The organism is Massilia alkalitolerans DSM 17462 (assembly GCF_000427785.1).
Classification (GTDB): Bacteria; Pseudomonadota; Gammaproteobacteria; order Burkholderiales; family Burkholderiaceae_D; genus Telluria; species Telluria alkalitolerans.
In genome coordinates this window covers 84,824-102,900 of record NZ_ATYR01000009.1, presented here as the reverse complement: position 1 = coordinate 102,900, position 18,077 = coordinate 84,824, and the positions used below count along the sequence as shown (strand labels likewise).

The following is an 18,077-nucleotide window of genomic DNA, read 5'->3' as shown; positions in this document are numbered from 1 at the left end:
GTTGGAAGCTTACTGCGAAAGTAGCGCACGGTACACCTCGGCAGTCTGCCGTGCGGTAGCGTGCCAGGTCAGTTGTTCGGCCCGCGTGCGGCCGGCGGCGATGCAGCGCGCGCGCTCGCGGGCATCCGTAGCCAGGGTCTGCAAAGCGTCGGCCAGCAGGCCCGTATCGAGCGGATCGACCTCGAGCGCGGCGCCCTGCGTCACTTCGGGCAGCGAGCTGGCGTTCGACGCCACCACCGGGACGCGCGAGGCAAAGGCCTCGACCACCGGGATGCCGAAGCCCTCGTACAGCGAAGGAAAGGCGAACACGCCGGCGCCGGCATACAGGTGGCGCAGCTGCTGGGCGTCGGTGAGCTTGTCGAGCCAGACCACGTTCTCGCCATTGGCCTGCGCCGCCTGGAGCTGGGCGACCAGCGCTTCGCAGCGCCAGCCGCGCGCGCCGACCACCACCAGCGCGCGCTCGTCGCGCAGGGCCTTCGGCAACGTCAGCCAGGCATCGAGCAGGCGGCCGACGTTCTTGCGCGGTTGCAGTGTGCCGACAGTGAGGAAATAGCCAGGGCGCAGTTTGTAGTGTGCAAGCGTGGCTGCCATCGCCTCCGCGTCGGGCGCCTCGAGCCATTCCTCGTCCACGCCGCAGTAGACGACCGAGACGCGGTTCGGGTTCACGCCGAAGCATTCGACCAGTTCGTCGATCGCAAAATGCGACAGCGCGATGACGTGGTCGGCCTTGGCGGCGGCCTTGCGCTGCAGCCAGTTCTTGAGGCTTCGCAGGCGCGGGTTGCACCACTCGGGGTACTTGATCGGCAATGCGTCGTGCAGGGTCGCCACCACCGGGCAGTCCATGCGCACGATGCGGTAATCGGTGACGTGGAACAGGTCGGCCGGCATGTGGACGCGGTGCGCGCCAGGCGTGGCGAGGTCGACCAGGGAAGCGGTTTCGAAGGACTGGGGCATGGGCTGGCCGATGCTGATGCCCTGCCCCTTCGAACGGACCCGCGGCCAGGAATACGGGACGACGCTACAACCGGTGCGCGGCAAGTGCCGCATCAGTGCGCTGGTATAGACGCCGATGCCGTCGAGGCGGCCGCCGGTCAGGCCCGGTTCGATCATGGTCGTTCCGAGCCCGACGGTGAGACCGCCGGCCCTCACGCCAGGTACATCCAGCGCAGCGTCTCGGACAGCGGCGTCGGGTCGAGTTGGCCGATGACGGCGGTGAGCTTGCTGTTGCTGCCCGACAGCGTGAGCACGTCGTTGGCGCGCACGAATGCCGGGTTGACGTGCACGTCGATGTGGTAGCCGGCGATCTCGCTCATCATGTCGATCAGGTTGGCCAGCGAGTGCGAACTGCCGGAGCAGACGTTGAAGGCTTCGCCGGCAGGCGCCACGGCCAGCAGGCGGCGGTAGGCGCGCGCCACCATGCGCACGTCGGAGAAGTCGCGCGCGATCGCCAGGTTGCCCAGCTCGATGCGCTTCTCGTTGCGGCGGAAATGGGACACGATCTTCGGCAGCAGGAAGTTCTCGGTCTGGCCCACGCCGGTATAGTTGAACGGGCGCGCGATGGTGATCGGCAGCTTGTCCATCCACAGGCGCGCCATGAATTCCATGGCCAGCTTGCTGACGGCGTAATCGTTGGCCGGGCTTGGGCTCACGTTCTCGTCGATGACGGGCACGCTGGCATTGCCGTAGATGTTGGCCGAGGAGGCCAGCAGCACGCTGGTGGGGCGGTGCTTGCCGGCGGCCAGCGCTTCGAGCAGGTTGCGCGTGCCGACCACGTTGACGCGGTAGATCAGTTCGGCATCCGAATGGGCCACGAAGGCGATGCCGGCCAGGTGCGCGACCACGTCGGGCTGCACCTCGTCGACCATCCGCGCCACGGCTTCGCGATCGCACAGGTCGACCGCGACGATGTCCGGTCCGAGCTCTTCGCCCGGCATGACGGTGCCGTAGACACGGTAGCCGGCCGCAGTGAGCTCCTGCGCCATGTAATAGCCGGTGAAGCCGCGCAGGCCCGTGATGAGCGCGCGGCGTCCCTCGCCTTCCCTCCCGCCGATGAAGGCCGGGATGTCGTCCGTGGCCATGCGTTCCATGATCTTAGAACGAGAATCCGATTTCGTTGCGACGCAGGTCGGCGTCGACCATCATCTGGCACAGTTCTTCCAGCGTGGTCCTGGGCTCCCAGCCCAGCATGCGCCTGGCCTTGGACGGATCGCCGATGAGCAGGTCGACTTCGGCCGGGCGGTAGAACTTCGGCGACACGCGCACCAGCGTCTTGCCGGTACGGGCGCAGCGGCCGGTTTCGTTCTCGCCTTCGCCGGAAAACTCGATGTCGATATTGGCGCCCTTGAAGGCCATGCTGACGAAGTCGCGCACGGTCTCGGTGCGGTTAGTGGCCAGCACGAAGGTATCGGGTTCGTCGGCCTGCAGGATGCGCCACATGCCTTCGACGTATTCCTTGGCGTAGCCCCAGTCGCGCTTGGCGTCGAGGTTGCCCAGTTCGAGCACGTCAAGCTTGTTCAGGACGATCTTGGCGACCGAGTCGGTGATCTTGCGGGTGACGAATTCACGACCGCGCAGCGGCGACTCGTGGTTGAACAGGATGCCCGAGGAACCGTAGATGCCATAGGACTCGCGGTAGTTGACGGTCATCCAGTGGGCGTACAGCTTGGCCACGCCGTAGGGGCTGCGTGGATAGAAAGGCGTTTCTTCGACCTGCGGAATGGACTGCACCTTGCCGAACATCTCTGAGGTGGAGGCCTGGTAGAAGCGGATCTTCGGATTGACGATGCGGATGGCTTCGAGCAGGTTGACCGCGCCCAGGCCCGTGATCGAGGCGGTGGTGACCGGCTGCTCGAAGGACACGCCAACGAAACTCTGCGCCGCCAGGTTGTAGACCTCGTCGGGCTGGCTGCTTTCCATCAGGCGGATGCTCGAGGACAGGTCGGTCAGGTCGTATTCGACCAGCGCCAGGTTCGGATGCTTGTCGATGCCGAGCTCTTCGATGCGCCAGAAGTTAACCGAACTGGAGCGGCGGAAGGTGCCGGTCACGTGGTAACCCTTTTCCAGGAGAATCTGCGCCAAGTAGGCGCCATCCTGGCCGGTAATACCAGTGATCAGGGCTCTTTTCGTTGTTTGCATGTTCTTGGGTTCTTGAAGATGGTCTTGCAGGCAGCCAGACTCAGGAAAGCCGGGATTGTATCAGAGAGGAGAAGTTGTCTACCTTGACACGGTAGAGAGTGCTGCAATTAATGCAACACTTTATCTCGACATTATGCCTTGAAAAGTATGCCACCCGGCGCCCGCTTACGGATTGTTACCGTTGTATTTGTGCGAAGACAAATTGTGAAATTCTGAGACAAAAACGCCTGACACAGCTCAAAGAGCCGCGTCAGGCGTGCGTTATACCGCTTGTTGGTACTTACTTACCGTTGCGAGACCGCATCCACGACACACAAGGCCGTCATGTTGACGATGCGGCGCACCGTCGACGACGGCGTCAGGATATGCACGGGACGCGCACAGCCCAGCAGGACCGGGCCGATCGCGATGCCGTTGCCGGCGGCGCTCTTGACCAGGTTGTAGGAAATGTTGGCGGCGTCGATATTCGGCATCACCAGCAGGTTGGCGTCGCCGGTCAGCGCCGAGTTCGGCATGATCTTCATGCGCACCTTGGCTTCGATCGCGGTGTCACCGTGCATCTCGCCGTCGATTTCCAGGCCCGGCTTGGCCTGCTGCACCAGCGGCAGCACCGCGCGCATCTTGCGGGCCGATTCGCTGTTGTAGGTGCCGAAGTTCGAATGCGACAGCAGGGCCGCGCGCGGCTGCATGCCGAAGCGTTCCATCTCCTCGGCCGCCATCACGGTGATCTCGGCCAGCTCCTCGGCGTTCGGGTTCTCGTTGACGTGGGTGTCGACGATGGCCAGCTGGCGGTCCGGGGTGATCAGGAAGTTCATCGCCGCGTATACCTTCGATGCCGCCCGCTTGCCCAGCACCTGGTCGACGTAGTGCAGGTGCATCTGGGTGGTGCCGTAGGTGCCGCAGATCAGGCCGTCCGCGTCGCCCTTGTGGACCATCATGGCGCCGATCAGGGTGTGGCGGCGGCGCATCTCGATCTTGGCCAGGTCGACGGTCACGCCCTTGCGCTTGGCCATCTCGTAGTAGGTCTGCCAGTAGTCGCGGTAGCGCTCGTCGTAGTCCGGGTTGATCACGTCCACGTTCTGGCCCAGCTTGAGGCGCAGGCCGAACTTCTCGATGCGCTTTTCCAGCACCGCCGGGCGGCCGACCAGGATCGGGCGCGCCAGCTTCTCGTCGACCACCACCTGCACCGCGCGCAGCACGCGCTCGTCCTCGCCCTCGGCGTAGACGATGCGCTTGGCTTCCATCGGCGCGGCCTTGGCCACCGAAAACAGCGGCTTCATGAAGGTGCCGCTGCGGTACACGAACTGCTGCAGGCTCTCGGCGTAGGCGGCCAGGTCCGCGATCGGACGGGTGGCGACGCCGCCGTCCTGCGCCGCCTTGGCCACCGCAGGGGCGATGTGGGTCAGCAGGCGCGGATCGAAGGGCATCGGGATCAGGTATTCCGGGCCAAACGACAGGTTGGCGATGCCGTAGGCCGAGGCCACGATGTCCGACTGCTCGGCGTGGGCCAGGTCGGCGATCGCGTGCACCACCGCGATTTCCATCTCGCGGGTGATGGTGGTCGCGCCGCAGTCCAGCGCGCCGCGGAACATGTAGGGGAAGCACAGGACGTTGTTGACCTGGTTCGGGTAGTCCGAACGGCCGGTGGCGATGATGGCATCGCTGCGCACCGCCTTGACGTCTTCCGGCAGGATCTCCGGGTTCGGGTTGGCCAGCGCCAGGATCAGCGGGTTCGGCGCCATCTGCGCGACCATGTCCTGCTTCAGCACGCCGCCTGCCGACAGGCCCAGGAAGATGTCGGCGCCCGGGATCACCTCGGCCAGCGAGCGGTGCGGGGTATCCTGGGCGAAGCGCGCCTTGTCCTCGTCCATCAGCTCGGTGCGGCCCTTGTAGACCACGCCGGCCAGGTCGGTGACGAAAATGTTCTCGAGCGGGAAGCCGAGATCGACGATCAGGTCGAGGCAGGCCAGCGCGGCCGCGCCGGCGCCCGAGACCACCAGCTTGCAGTTCTTGATATCCTTGCCGACCACCTTCAGGCCGTTCAGGATGGCGGCGCCGACGATGATGGCGGTGCCGTGCTGGTCATCGTGGAAGACCGGGATCTTCATGCGCTCGCGCAGCTTGCGCTCGATGTAGAAGCACTCCGGCGCCTTGATGTCTTCCAGGTTGATGCCCCCAAAAGTAGGTTCGAGCGAAGCGATGATGTCGACCAGCTTGTCCGGGTCGTTCTCGTTGATCTCGATGTCGAACACGTCGATCGCGGCGAACTTCTTGAACAGCACGCCCTTGCCTTCCATCACCGGCTTGGAGGCCAGCGGGCCGATGTTGCCCAGGCCGAGCACGGCGGTGCCGTTCGAGATCACGGCGACCAGGTTGCCGCGCGCCGTGTACTTGTACGAGTTGGCCGGGTCCTTGACGATCTCCTCGCAAGGGGCGGCAACGCCCGGCGAGTAAGCCAGCGCCAGGTCGCGCTGGTTCAGCAGGCCCTTGGTCGGGGTGACACTGATCTTGCCGGGGCGGGGAATCTGGTGATATTCGAGAGCTGCTGCGCGCAGCTGTTGACGCAATTCTTCTTTCTTGTCCGATGACGAGTCCATGCCGGGCAGCCTTCCTGAAACTAGAGGGGAACCTCCAATTTTATCAGACGAACAGTTGACAAAGGCTACGTATTTTCAACAGGCAGTCATAGATATATAAGTATTGCTAATAATTCAAGCTCTACCATTAGCTCAGCTTCTAGTTAAAGGGGGCGATTACAATGCGCAGATGCTTTCCGAATTCGACCTCATCAAACAATTCTTCAAGCGCGAGCGCCCTGGCCGGGCCGACCTGGGCATCGGCGACGATTGCGCCCTGCTCACGCCCTCCCCCGGCATGCAGATGGCGATCTCGAGCGACATGCTGGTCGAGGACCGGCATTTCTTCGCCGGCGCCGATCCCGTCAATCTGGGTCATAAGAGCCTGGCGGTGAACCTGTCGGACCTGGCGGCGATGGGCGCGCGCCCGGTCGGCTTCACGCTGGCGCTCGCACTGCCGGCCGCCGATCCGACCTGGCTGGAGGGTTTCTCGCGCGGGCTGTTCGCGCTGGCCGACGCCCACGGCTGCGAGCTCATCGGCGGCGATACGACCAAGGGACCGCTGAACATCTGCATCACGGTGTTCGGCGAGCTGGCGCCCGGGCATGCGCTGCGGCGCGATGCGGCGCGCGTGGGGGACGACATCTGGATCTCGGGCACGCTGGGCGACGCGCGGCTGGCCCTGGCCGGCTACCTGGCGGAAGTGGCGCTGCCCGACGAGGACCACGCGCAGGCGGCCGAGCGCATGCACATGCCGGCGCCGCGCCTGGCCCTGGGGCTGGCGCTGGCGGCGCAGCCGGTCGCGCATGCGGCCCTCGATGTGTCGGACGGGCTGGTGGGGGACCTCGGGCACATCCTGGCGGCGTCAAAGGTCGGCGCCACGCTGGAGGTGGACGCGCTGCCGGCCGGGCCGGTGCTGGCGCGGCAACCGCTCGAGCTGCGGCGCCGCTTCACGTTGGCGGGCGGCGACGATTACGAGCTGTGCTTCACGGCGCCGGCGGCGAACCGGGAAGCGGTGCTGGAAGCCGGACGGCGCAGCGGCACGCCTGTCACCCGCGTTGGCTGGATCGAGGCGGCGCCAGGGCTGCGCTTCGTGGATGCTCAGGGAATACCGCTCGATCTCAAGCTGAGCGGGTGGGATCACTTCAGCTGACCGCGCCCGTTTTCTCCGCATCTTCACGTGGCGTCTTGCGATCGTCGTAGGGCCCGTAGGTCAGCCAGTAGTGCCGGAACGCCAGCCGGATATTCTCGCGCAGCTGCAGGTCGTGCCAGGGCTTGGTGTAGAAGCGGTAGATCGCCCCGCGGTTGATCGAATCGAGCACCGTCTCCACACCGGTATAGCCCGACAGGATGATGCGGATGGTCTCCGGATACATCTCCTTGACCTTGCTGAGGAACTCGGTGCCGCTCATGACCGGCATGCGCTGGTCGCACAGGATCACCTGCACCCGGTACAGCGCCAGCAGTTCGAAACCCTCGGCCGGCGAGGAGGCCGTCAGCACCCGGTAGTTATCGCGCCTGAACAGGCGGTGCAGCGCGGTCAGCACGTTGACGTCGTCGTCCACGATGAGCAGGGTCTGGACCTTGTCGTCCTGGTCCTTCGGCTGGTCCGGCTGGGCGCGGTTGTCTTCTACCCGCCGCGCCAGCTCGTCGGCGGGCAGCGCGCGCGAGAAGTGGAAGCCCTGGATCTCGTCGCAGCGGTTGCGCCGCAAATACGCCATCTGCGCGCGCGTCTCCACGCCTTCGGCGATCACCTGCATGTGCAGGCTGTGCGCCATGCTGATGATGGCCAGTGCGATCGCCGCATCGTCCGGATTGGTCACGATGTCGCGCACGAAGGCGATGTCGATCTTCAGCTTGTCGATCGGGAAGCGCTTGAGGTAGGCTAGACTCGAGTAGCCCGTGCCGAAGTCGTCGATCGCAATGCGGATCCCGAGTTCCTTCAGCCGGCCCAGCACGGCGATGGTGTGCTCGGCATTGGACATCAGCGCGCTTTCCGTCAGTTCCAGCTCCAGCATGCCGGGCTCGACCCCGTGCTTGTCGAGCGCCGCGCGGATCACGCTTTCCAGGTCGCCTTCGACGAACTGGCGGCTGGACACGTTCACCGCCACCCGCACGTCGCGCACCCCGCTTGCGTTCCAGGCCGCGATCTGGCGGCAGGCTTCGTCGACGATCCATTCGCCGACCCGCACCACCAGCCCGGTTTCCTCCATCAGCGGCACGAACTCGGCCGGGTAGACCAGCCCGAAGCCCGGCCGGTTCCAGCGCAGCAGCGCTTCCACGCCCGAGATGCGGCCGGTATTCAGTTCCAGCTTGGGCTGGTAGTACAGCACGAACTGCTTGTCCTCGAGCGCGCTGCGCAGCGCCAGCTCGAGGTCCAGGCGCGCCAGCACCTGCACGTTCATCCCGGCGGTGAAGAAGCGGTAGCCGTCGCGCCCCGCTTCCTTGGCGCGCACCATCGCGGTGTCGGCATACTTGATCAGGGTGCCCGGCTCGGTCGAGTCCTCCGGGTACATGGCGATGCCGATGCTGGCCGTCAGCGCGGCCTGCTGGCCGTGCAGGTCGAAGGGCGCGCGCAGCGACTCGCGGATCTCGTTGGCGACGTTCACCGCCTCCTGCTGGTCGCGCGTCATGGTCAGGATCAGGGCGAACTCGTCGCCGCCCAGGCGCCCGGCCGTGTCGCGCAGGCGCACCACGCGCACCAGGCGCGTGCTGAACTGGCGCAGCAGCTCGTCGCCGCGCGAGGTGCCGAGCGAATCGTTGATGATCTTGAAGCGGTCGAGCGTGATGCACAGCACCGCCACGCGCCAGTTCTTGTCGCGCGCCAGCTCGATGGCGTCGCGCAGGTTCTGGAAGAACAGGGTGCGGTTCGGCAGGCCGGTGAGCGCATCGTAGCTGGCCATGTGGCGCAGGCGTTCCTGGGCGTGCAGGCGCTCGCTGATGTCGCGCGCCACCGCGATCAGCATGCGGCTCTTGCCCAGGTCCTGCAGCTTCCAGCTGATCTCCACCGGCACCGCGCCCTGCCCGCCGGCGCGCAGCAGCTCGGTCTCGACGATGTCGCCGGGCAGCGCGCCGAATTCCGGCTTGTCTCCCTCGCCGTCCGCGCCGGGCGCGGAGGTGAGCGCGCCGCCATGGGCCAGCGCATCGGCCGCCAGGTGGCGCTCGAGCAGCTGGCGCGTGGCCAGGCCCAGCGCCACCGGGTCGATGCGCAGCAGCGCCTCGCGCGAGAAGCCGAGCATGCGGCAGGCGCCGTCCGAGACGTCGACCATCGCCATCGAGGCGGTATCGATCAGGAAGATCGCGTCCGGCGTCGCATCCATCGCGCCGCGGAAGCGCGCCAGCTCGGCGGTGCGCTCGCACACCTCGCGCTCCAGCTGCACCCCGTAGTCCTGCGACTCGCGGTGCAGCAGGCGCACTTCCAGCAGGTTGCGGATGCGCGTCATCACCTCCACGGTGTCGAAGGGCTTGCCGATGAAGTCGCGCGCGCCCGCTTCCAGCGCCGCCAGCTTCTTGTCCGGCTCGGCCGTCACCACCAGCACCGGCAGCCAGGAATCGCTCTCGAGCGGCTTGAGCGCCTCCATCACGTCGAAGCCGTCCATGGCCGGCATGTGCAGGTCGAGGATGATCAGGTCGAAGCGATGCTTCAGGTGCATCGACACCACCTGGCGCGGGTCGCAGGTAGCCGAGACGTTCTCGTACCCGGTCGTCTTCAGCAGGTATTCGAGCAGCTGGACGTTGACGGGTTCGTCGTCCACGACGAGGATGCGCGCGCGGCGGATGTCGGACAGTGAAATCATTCGGCCTTCCTTTCGGCTGGCTTTGCTTTGGCCAGCGTACTGTTGATCGCGTCGGTGAACTTGTCGATGTCGATCGGTTTGGTCAGGTAGCGGGTGAAGCCCGCGGCCATGCCGCGCTCGATGTCGCGCTGCATGGCGTTGGCGGTCAGGGCGATGACCGGGATGCCGGCGGTGAGCGGGTCGGCGCGCAGCTGCCTGAGCACCTCGATGCCGCTCATGCCCGGCAGGTTCAGGTCCATCAGGATGATCGCCGGCTGGTGCGCGCGCGCCAGCGACAGGCCGACGTGGCCGTCGTGCGCCGACAGCAGGCGCAGGTCGGAACGGAAGCGCACGATCTCTTCCACCAGGCGCAGGTTGGCGGGGTTGTCCTCGACGTACAGAATCAGCTGCGGTTCTCCTTCGTCCGGCACGGTATGGACTTCCTGCACCTCGCCGGCCGCGTCCTCCGCCTGCGCCGCCAGCGGCGCGGTGGTGGCCAGTTCGATCCAGAACACGCTGCCCATGCCCGGGCTGCTGGACACGCCGATCTCGCCGCCCATCAGCTCGACCAGGCGCTTGGTGACCACCAGCCCGATGCCGGTGCCCTCCTGGCTGCCGCCCTCCTGGCCGAGCCGGTTGAAGGGCTGGAACAGGCTCGCCACCTGTTCGGCATCGAGGCCGGCGCCGGTGTCCTGCACCGACAGGCGCAGCCGGGTCGGGGCCACCTGTTCGCAGGTGACCACCACGGCGCCGGCCTCGCGGTTGTACTTCACCCCGTTGGAGAGCAGGTTGAGCAGGACCTGTTTCAAGCGGGTGCGGTCGGCCAGCACCACCGCGCCAGGCGTTTCCGGGAACAGCACGCGCACGCCGCGGCTTGCCGCGATCGGCTCGACCATCGTGCGGGTTTCCAGCAGCGTGTTGGAGAGCGCCACCGGCTCCATCGACAGCGTCACCGTGCCCGACTCGACCTTGGCCAGGTCGAGGATCTCGTTGATCAGGGTGAGCAGGTGCCGGCCGCTCTTCAGGATATGGTTGGCGAACTCCTTCTTCTGCTCGAGGGTCGAGGGCAGCGTGTCGGAAGTCAGGATCTGGGCGAAGCCCAGGATCGCGTTGAGCGGCGTGCGCAGCTCATGGCTCATCGACGAAAGAAAAGCCGACTTGGCCTGGTTGGCGCTGCGCGCCTCTTCGATCGCATTGGCCAGCTCGGCGTTGGCCAGCGCCAGCTGCAGGGTGCGCTCGTCCACGCGCTGCTCCAGCTGCTCGTTCAGGCGCATGACTTCCTGCTGCGCGCGCGAGCGTTCCGCGGCCTCGCGCGCGATTTCGCTGCTCGAGGTCTCCAGTTCGCGCGTGCGCCCTTCGATCTCGGTCAGCATGGCATTGAAGGAATCGACCAGCTCCCCGGCCTCGTCGTTGCTGATGCGCGGCGCGCGGCGCGAATAATCGCGGGTGGCGACCACGTCGCGCGCGATCTCGGTGATGGCCACGATCGGCGCCGTCACCACCCGGCCCATGCGGCGCATCAGGAGGTAGGCCACGAACATGGCCAGCAGCGTCACGCCCGCGGCGATGCTGAGGTAGTCGACCGTGCGCGCCAGCAGCTGGTTCTCGGCGCGCAGGTACACCGTGCCGAGCGCGTCGCCATCCTCGACGATGCGGTGGTGGATGACCAGGTTGTCGCGATCGCTGGCGGGGACGGCGGGCAGGCGCTCGGGCAGCCCGCTCGCCTCGCCGGCCGCCTGGTAGGAAGCGAACAGCTCGCCGTTGGCGTCGTAGATGGCGGCGGCGCGCACCTGGGGGCGGGTGCGCAGCAGCGCCAGGTTCTCCTTGGCCAGGCGCGGATCGTCGAAGGTCAGCGCGGCCGAGCTCATGTGGCCGACCAGTTCCGCCTGGGTGGCGAGGTCGTTCAGCAGGCTGCGGTGGTAGCTGCGCAGGTCGTAGAAGATGATGATCGCCACCGACACCAGCAAGGCGACGAACGTGGTGGTCATCACCGCCCGCACCAGCTTGCTGCGGATCGAACGGCGATGGGTCATGCGGCCTCCAAGGGTCCTACCTCAAACGGAATTGTCAATACAAATGCCTCCGGCCGGACGCGGCGGCGCAAACAGCATAGCCGACGCCTTCGTGTCATGTCGCACGGAACTTTTCACGATTCATCCAGTATGCATGACGGGTAAAGCATGCATGCATGCTTGAAGTGCACGCTTTCTGTGTCAGTGCGGCACGGACCGCGCTAGAATGAAACCGCGCGCCGCTCGCGTGCGCCACATCGGCCTCGGCCCGCTCATCGCTTATAGCGCGGTCAATTGCATTCAAAGGAGCTTCACGTGACGAACGATATCCTAGATCTTGCTACGAAAGTTGGCCGGGCGCTCGAGGCCAAGCGCCTGGTGCTGGCCACCTCCGAATCCTGCACCGGGGGCGGCATCTCCCAGGCAATCACCGAAATCCCGGGTTCCACCGGCTGGTTCGATTGCGGCTTTGTCACCTATTCCAACAACTCCAAGACCGAGCTGCTGGACGTGCCGGCCGCGCTCATCGCGCAATTCGGCTCGGTGAGCGAGGAAGTGGCCGGGAAGATGGCCGAGGGGGCGCTGTCCAACAGCACGGCCGACGTCGCGGTGTCGACCACCGGCATCGCCGGACCGACCGGCGCGGTGCCGGGCAAGCCGGTGGGCACGGTCTGTTTCGGCTGGTCGCGCGGCGACACGACCTATACCGAGCGCCTGGTGTTCCAGGGCGACCGCAAGGCGGTGCGCGAGCAGACCGTGGCGCATGCGCTGCAGGGCCTGCTGCGCTTCATCGAGTAGGCAGGCAAGCCTCGATGACTGGCATGGCGCCGCGCCTGCTGGGCGGCCTGGCGCTGCTCGCAGCCGCCGGGCCGGGATGTGCCCAGGCCGCTGCCGACACCGATACCGCCGGGTACACCGTGTATGCGGCGGGCGACATCGCGCGCTGCAAGCACCCCGATCCGCGCTGGTCGGGCGCGGCCGCCACCGCCAAACTGGTGGAACCACTGCTGCGCGCCAATCCCAGGTCCGCCGTGCTGTCGCTGGGCGACCACACCTACCCGGTCGGCGCGGCGGCCGAGTTCGAACACTGCTACCACCCGACCTGGGGACGCTTCCGTGAGCGCACCTGGCCCACGCCCGGCAATCATGAATACGCGACGCCGGGCGCCGCCCCCTACTTCGCGTATTTCGGCGCGCGGGCCAAACCGCAAGGAAAGAGCTGGTACAGCCTGCGGCTCGGCAGCTGGCTGGTGGTGTCGCTCGACAGCAACCTGGAAGGGGCGGCGCACGCCGAGCAGATCGGCTGGCTGCGCGACACACTGGCGCGCGAGAAGGCCGCCTGCACGCTCGCCTTCTGGCACCATCCGCTGTACACCTCGGGCGGCCATTTCCGCGAACAAGGACGCTTGCGCGACGCCTTCGCGCTGCTGCATGCTGCCGGCGCCGAGCTGGTCCTGTCCGGCCACGACCATGACTACGAACGCTTCGCGCCGCAGGATGCCGACGGCCGGCTCGACCGCGCCAGGGGCGTGCGCCAGTTCGTGGTCGGCACCGGCGGCGCCTATGCCACGCCCTTCCTGCAGTTCACGCCGAACAGCGAGGTGCGCGAAGCCAGCTACGACGGGGTGCTGGAGCTGCGCCTGCTGGACGGCGCCTACGCGTGGCGCTTCCTGCCGGCAGACCCCAGCCAGGTGCCGCCTGGGGCCACGCCCGATCACGGACGCGGCAGTTGCCACTGAGTCATCACCGACACTGAGCGCCACAGAAGGAGCACCACATGAGATACTGCCGGCTGCTCGCCCTGATATTGATGATGACCACATTCGCTCCACCCACTGGCGCCCAGTCGGCGCCGCCGCCCCTGCCCACCGTCGCTTTCGAAAAAACCACCCTGCCCAACGGCCTGCAAGTGATCCTGGTCGAAGACCGGCGCCTGCCGATCGTGGCAGTGAACATCTGGTACCACGTCGGCCCGGCCAACGAAGCGCCCGGCCTGACTGGCTTCGCCCACCTGTTCGAGCACATGATGTTCGCGCAGACGCGCCACATCCCGCGCGGCATGGCCGACCGCCTGCTGGAAGGCGCCGGCGCCACCGACAGCAACGGCGGCACCGGCTACGACCAGACCAGCTACTACGACACCGTGCCCTCCAACCAGCTGGAGCTGGCCTTGTGGGTGCACGCCGACCGCATGGGCTACCTGCTCGACGTGCTCGACCAGAAGGCGCTCACCAACCAGCAGGACGTGGTGCGCAACGAACGCCGCGAGACCGTCGAGGACGAACCCTACGGCCTGGTGCAGGAAGCGCTGGCGCATGCGCTGTTCCCGAAGGGCCATCCGTATTACGCCTCGATCATCGGCTCGCACGCCGACATCCAGAACGCGAAACTCGACGACGTGCGCCAGTTCTTCCAGCACTACTACGGGCCGAACAACGCCAGCATCGTGATCGCCGGCGACATCGACAAGGCGAAAACGCGCGCCCTGGTCGAACGCTACTTCGGCAGTTTCAAGCGCAGCCCGCCGGTGGCGCGCCCCAGCATAACGACGCCGCCGATCACCAGCGAGCGCCGCGTGGTCGTGCGCGACCGCGTGGAGCTGCCGCGCATCTTCATGGGTTGGCTCACGCCGCCTGCCTACCAGCCGGGCGACACCGAGCTGGCGGTGGCGGCCGAGATCCTCGGCGGCGGCAAATCGAGCCGGCTGTACAAGAAGCTGGTGTACGAGCGCCAGATCGCCCAGGACGTTGACGCCAGCCAGAACTCCCAGGGCCTGGTGTCGACCTTCGTCATCGACGTCACCGCGCGCCCCGGCGTCGAAGCGCGCGCGCTGGAAGCGGCGATCGACGCCGAGCTGGCCCAGCTGCGCGATCACGGCCCCTCGCAGCGCGAAGTCGAGCGCGCCCGCAACAGCCTCGAGACCGCGCTCCTGAGCACCGTCGAAAAGCTGGGCGGCGACGGACTGGCGGACCAGCTCAACCACTACAACCAGTACACCGGCGACCCGGGCTACCTGGCAAAAGACGTGGCGCAGCTGCGCAGCATCACGCCCGCCGACGTGCAGCGCGCCGTGCGTGCCTACCTGCGCCAGCAGGCGCGCGCGGTGGTCACCGGCCTGCCCGGCAAGCCCGTCATCGACGACCCGCGGGTTGCGCCTGCGCCGAAAGCCGGCAAGGCCGCCAAGCCGGCCGCCGTGGCCGCGCATGAAGCGACCAATGTGCCGGAGCCCTGGCGCGCGCAGCAGCCGAAGGCGGGGCCGGCCCCGCGCTTCACGCTGCCGCAGGGCGAGTCCTTCAAGCTCGCCAACGGCCTCACCGTGATCCACCACTACAAGCCGGGCCTGCCGCTGGTGGCGGCCCAGCTGGTGGTGCGCAGCGGCAGCGCCGAGAACCCCGCCGGCGTGCCGGGCCTGGCCGGCTTCACGGCGCAGATGCTGGAGGAAGGCACGGCCACGCGCAGCGCTCCTAGAATTGCCGACGAGATCGCGCAGCTCGGCGCCTTCCTCGACACCGGCACCGGCGCCGACGCCTCCATGGTGTCGCTGCTGTCGCTGCGCGCGAACTTCGCGCCGGCGCTCGACATCATGGCCGACATCGTGCTGCGCCCGGCCTTCCCCAACGCCGAAGTCGAGCGCCAGCGCGCCGACCGGATCGGGGAACTGATCCAGCAGCGCGACGATCCCGAATCCGTGGCCGCGGTGGCCGCGGCCGGCGCCTTGTACGGCAGCGGACATCCGAAGGGCTATGGCCAGCTCGGCACCGAACCGGCGATCCGCGCCGTCACGCGCGACGACCTGGTGGACTTCTGGCGCCGCCACTACGTGCCCGGGAATGCCGCGCTGGTGGTGTCGGGCGACATCGCGCGCGGCGAACTGAAGGCGCTGGTGGAAGCGCGCTTCGCGGCCTGGGCGCGTGCCGACGTCCCCGACGGCGGTGCGGGCGAGCCCGCCGGCACGCCCGCGCGCCTGGTGCTGGTCGACCAGCCGGGCGCGGTGCAGACCGCGTTGCGCGTGACGAGCATCGGGGTGGCGCGCACGACGCCGGACTTCCCGGCGCTGCAGGTCCTGAACGGTGCGCTGGGGGGCATGTTCTCCAGCCGCCTCAACGACAAGCTGCGCGAGACCAAGGGCTACACCTACGGCATCTCGTCCTGGTTCCGCTACGACCGCACGCCCGGCCCCTTCGTCATCGCCAGCAGCGTGCGGCGCGACGCCACCGGCGACTCGGTGCGCGAGATCTTCAGCGAAGTGAGCGCGATGCGCGATGCGCCGCTGCCGGCCGCCGAGCTCGACACCGCCCGCGATGCCCAGGTGCTGTCGCTGCCCGGGGCTTTCGAGACCAATGCCGACATCGGCGCCAGCATGGCCGACATCTTCATCTACGGCCTGCCGCTCGACTACTACGCGCGCCTGCCCGCCCAAATCTCGGCCGTCACGGCGGCGCAGGTACAGGCCGCGGCGCGCAAGTACCTGGCGCCGGACAAGATGAAGGTGGTCGCCGTGGGTGATCGCAAGCGCATCCTGCCGCAGCTGCAGCCGCTCGGGCTGGGGGCGGTGGAGGTGCGCGATAGCGATGGGCAGTTGCCGCGCGTCCGATGAATTTGCTCCGGTTGCAAATCAGGAGATGAGATCGGAATCCGAGCCTGCGTAGATTTTCCGGAATCTCAGATAGCCTGCGCAGGCGATCAGATCGGAAGCAGACCCCCAAGGCTCCCGTCCTTCAGTAACAAGGCGAGGAATCTTGCCGTGCTTCTGGTATTCCTCCACGGCACGTCGCTGCTCTTCGTTCAGTCCATCGTCTGCGCGCATTTGATATACAGAGTTTCCCCGGCCACGCATTTTGGATCGAACTTCGTTATGGCTTGCCACCGCCTTGCGTCGCTTTACCCATTTATCGAGCATGGTCAGCATGTCTTTTTCGTTGTCCGGATTACCGGGTATGAGCTTGAACCAGGCCCTGGAGTCATGGACATAGTTGTCGAAGAACTCCAGTACAGCTGGATTCAGGCTCTTTTCCTTTTCCCACCAGGTCGCAGTCTCTTCCCACTCGGCCGCATGGCTGTTGCCGAATCCGGCTTTCTGAACTGAAGGGATGAACTGCCTGCCCTTCTCCTTGAGCCAGGTAACAAATGCCTTGATCTCCTCTTCGAATTCATGGGCCGCGCTGTGGAGATCGTTTTGGTCGAACACGGATGAACGGAGGAAGCTCGGGCTCTTATGCAATGGGGTCGTTCCGGTGACCCGCCGGGCCAGCCGCCACTCGATCTGCTTGCGCGCCTGCTCGCGCATGATCCGGTGAATCGGGCCTTTCGTTTCCTTGCACGTCGCGATGTAGGCGTTGAAGGCGGCGATCGCCTCAGGCTTCAAGGCGAACCTTTGCTTCGCAACCGGGCTAGCCAGCTCAAGCTTCAAGGGAACACCGTTCAGGCGAGCGGCCTTGTACATCATCAGGAGCGGAATTCGCGTCAGCATGTCCGCTCCCGCCGGATCGGTTCCGCGCCCCTGTTCGCCGGGACAGTAGCCGCAGCCGACGTCCGAATGTACCCCGGGCACGACGATTTCCGTGCAGCCTTCGGCGAGGACGCCGTTGACCGAGATCGAATCGACCGGAAAGCTGCGGCGCAGCTCGTGCGCAGCAACGAGATGCAGGCAGTTCATGCCTGCCGGGACACGCATGCTGTCTTCGGCATCTGCCCAAAGTCCATGCCCATCGAAGAACCCAAACGAGTTTGCGGATCCAACGGAAGCGACGGTATCGAACAGACCCAGGAAGTCGAAGTGCACCGGAAAGCCACCCAGCGACATCGCTCCCGTTTTCCCTCTAAGCCTGGCGTCCAGCTTGCAAAGGGATTGCAGCCAGTTTACGAACACACGGGCTTCCGTGGCGCCGCGCGAAAAACCGAACACCGACATATAGATCGTCTTGACGATACCCGGGTCAATCTTGGCCGGCTTGCCTGTTTTCTCGTTCGGCCAATGCCTGGAAACGGCCTCATGCAATCTCAGCAGCATTTCCTTGAATTTTTGTGGCACCTGCTTTTCGCGACTGTTCAAGCCGAGGTCGCCTCCCCTGCCATCAAGGAGTGCGCGTGTGCTTTTATTCAGGATGAGGGTCCGGCACAGCTCTTTTTCTTCCGTTGCCGATATCAGCGGCGTCTTCAGAAGAAACCGGTGAAGGTTGTTCACGGCCTGGATCAATGCCCACACTATCCTGAAGTCGCCGAATCCGCCTGCTGCGGCGCCGGAGGTAGCTTGCATGCCGGTTCCATTATCGCCTACTTGCGGGAAAGGGGATGCGACGCCCGGGACATAGACTCGGAAGAAATGCTTATATCTGGGCAGTTCGTGTACCCAGTCAGTCGAAGTGGGAAGGACTCCAGGGACGCTCAAGCCGGGGTAACAATCGTAGAGGCGGGCGACGTTCGAATGGTTCTTCGTGGTCTCGGCTTGTTCGTAGTTATTCTTGGTACCGTCAAAAAAAAAAGCCGAAGAACAAGTTTGTATTGCACGATTTCTCCGGAATTCCAATTGGCGGACGCTCCCGTATATCATAGCGTTCCGACATATCCCTTATTTCCTT

Annotated in this window: 11 protein-coding genes; 4 read left to right on the top strand and 7 right to left on the bottom strand. The window is 66.0% G+C overall.

Going from position 1 to position 18,077, the window contains the following annotated elements:
• Window positions 1-9: 9 nt before the first annotated feature.
• The 4 genes from YWC_RS0111480 to YWC_RS0111465 all read right to left on the bottom strand — a co-directional run bounded on the left by YWC_RS0111480 (window position 10) and on the right by YWC_RS0111465 (window position 5,732).
• Window positions 10-1,110, bottom strand: coding sequence for a glycosyltransferase family 4 protein (locus YWC_RS0111480; RefSeq protein ID WP_051306399.1), 1,101 nt, complete (start codon window positions 1,108-1,110; stop codon window positions 10-12).
• Between the two features lie 35 nt (window positions 1,111-1,145).
• Window positions 1,146-2,078, bottom strand: a complete 933-nt coding sequence (locus tag YWC_RS0111475) for a GDP-mannose 4,6-dehydratase (RefSeq protein WP_051306410.1) — start codon at window positions 2,076-2,078, stop codon at window positions 1,146-1,148.
• Window positions 2,079-2,091: 13 nt separating this feature from the next.
• Window positions 2,092-3,135, bottom strand: coding sequence for a GDP-mannose 4,6-dehydratase (gene gmd, locus YWC_RS0111470; RefSeq protein WP_027865498.1), 1,044 nt, complete (start codon window positions 3,133-3,135; stop codon window positions 2,092-2,094).
• 284 nt (window positions 3,136-3,419) lie between these two features.
• Window positions 3,420-5,732, bottom strand: a complete 2,313-nt coding sequence (locus YWC_RS0111465) for an NADP-dependent malic enzyme (RefSeq protein ID WP_027865497.1) — start codon at window positions 5,730-5,732, stop codon at window positions 3,420-3,422.
• A 169-nt stretch (window positions 5,733-5,901) separates the two neighbouring features.
• Here YWC_RS0111465 and thiL point away from each other — a divergent pair, with 169 nt between their 5' ends.
• The gene (gene thiL, locus YWC_RS0111460) at window positions 5,902-6,864 is read left to right on the top strand and encodes a thiamine-phosphate kinase (RefSeq protein ID WP_027865496.1); all 963 of its coding nucleotides are present in this window, start codon (window positions 5,902-5,904) and stop codon (window positions 6,862-6,864) included.
• Here thiL and YWC_RS29115 read toward each other — a convergent pair.
• Window positions 6,857-9,508, bottom strand: coding sequence for an EAL domain-containing protein (locus YWC_RS29115; RefSeq protein WP_036214109.1), 2,652 nt, complete (start codon window positions 9,506-9,508; stop codon window positions 6,857-6,859). The two genes, thiL and YWC_RS29115, sit on opposite strands and share 8 nt — an antisense overlap.
• Entirely contained in the window at window positions 9,505-11,520 is a 2,016-nt protein-coding gene (locus YWC_RS0111450; protein WP_027865495.1) for a sensor histidine kinase, YfiR-like protein-associated, read from the bottom strand. Before YWC_RS0111450 ends, YWC_RS29115 begins: the two co-directional genes overlap by 4 nt.
• Window positions 11,521-11,814: 294 nt before the next feature.
• Here YWC_RS0111450 and YWC_RS0111445 point away from each other — a divergent pair, with 294 nt between their 5' ends.
• Genes YWC_RS0111445 through YWC_RS0111435 form a run of 3 tightly spaced genes read left to right on the top strand, consistent with a single transcriptional unit; the run spans window position 11,815 to window position 16,096 of the window.
• Window positions 11,815-12,297, top strand: coding sequence for a CinA family protein (locus YWC_RS0111445; protein ID WP_027865494.1), 483 nt, complete (start codon window positions 11,815-11,817; stop codon window positions 12,295-12,297).
• Between the two features lie 14 nt (window positions 12,298-12,311).
• On the top strand, window positions 12,312-13,238 hold the full coding sequence (locus YWC_RS0111440; RefSeq protein WP_084416397.1) for a metallophosphoesterase family protein: 927 nt from the start codon (window positions 12,312-12,314) through the stop codon (window positions 13,236-13,238).
• A 38-nt stretch (window positions 13,239-13,276) separates the two neighbouring features.
• Window positions 13,277-16,096, top strand: coding sequence for a M16 family metallopeptidase (locus tag YWC_RS0111435; protein ID WP_027865492.1), 2,820 nt, complete (start codon window positions 13,277-13,279; stop codon window positions 16,094-16,096).
• 18 nt (window positions 16,097-16,114) lie between these two features.
• On the opposite strand, the gene YWC_RS0111430 is transcribed toward YWC_RS0111435, so the two are convergent.
• On the bottom strand, window positions 16,115-17,755 hold the full coding sequence (locus tag YWC_RS0111430; RefSeq protein WP_027865491.1) for a phospholipase effector Tle1 domain-containing protein: 1,641 nt from the start codon (window positions 17,753-17,755) through the stop codon (window positions 16,115-16,117).
• Between the last annotated feature and the right edge of the window lie 322 nt (window positions 17,756-18,077).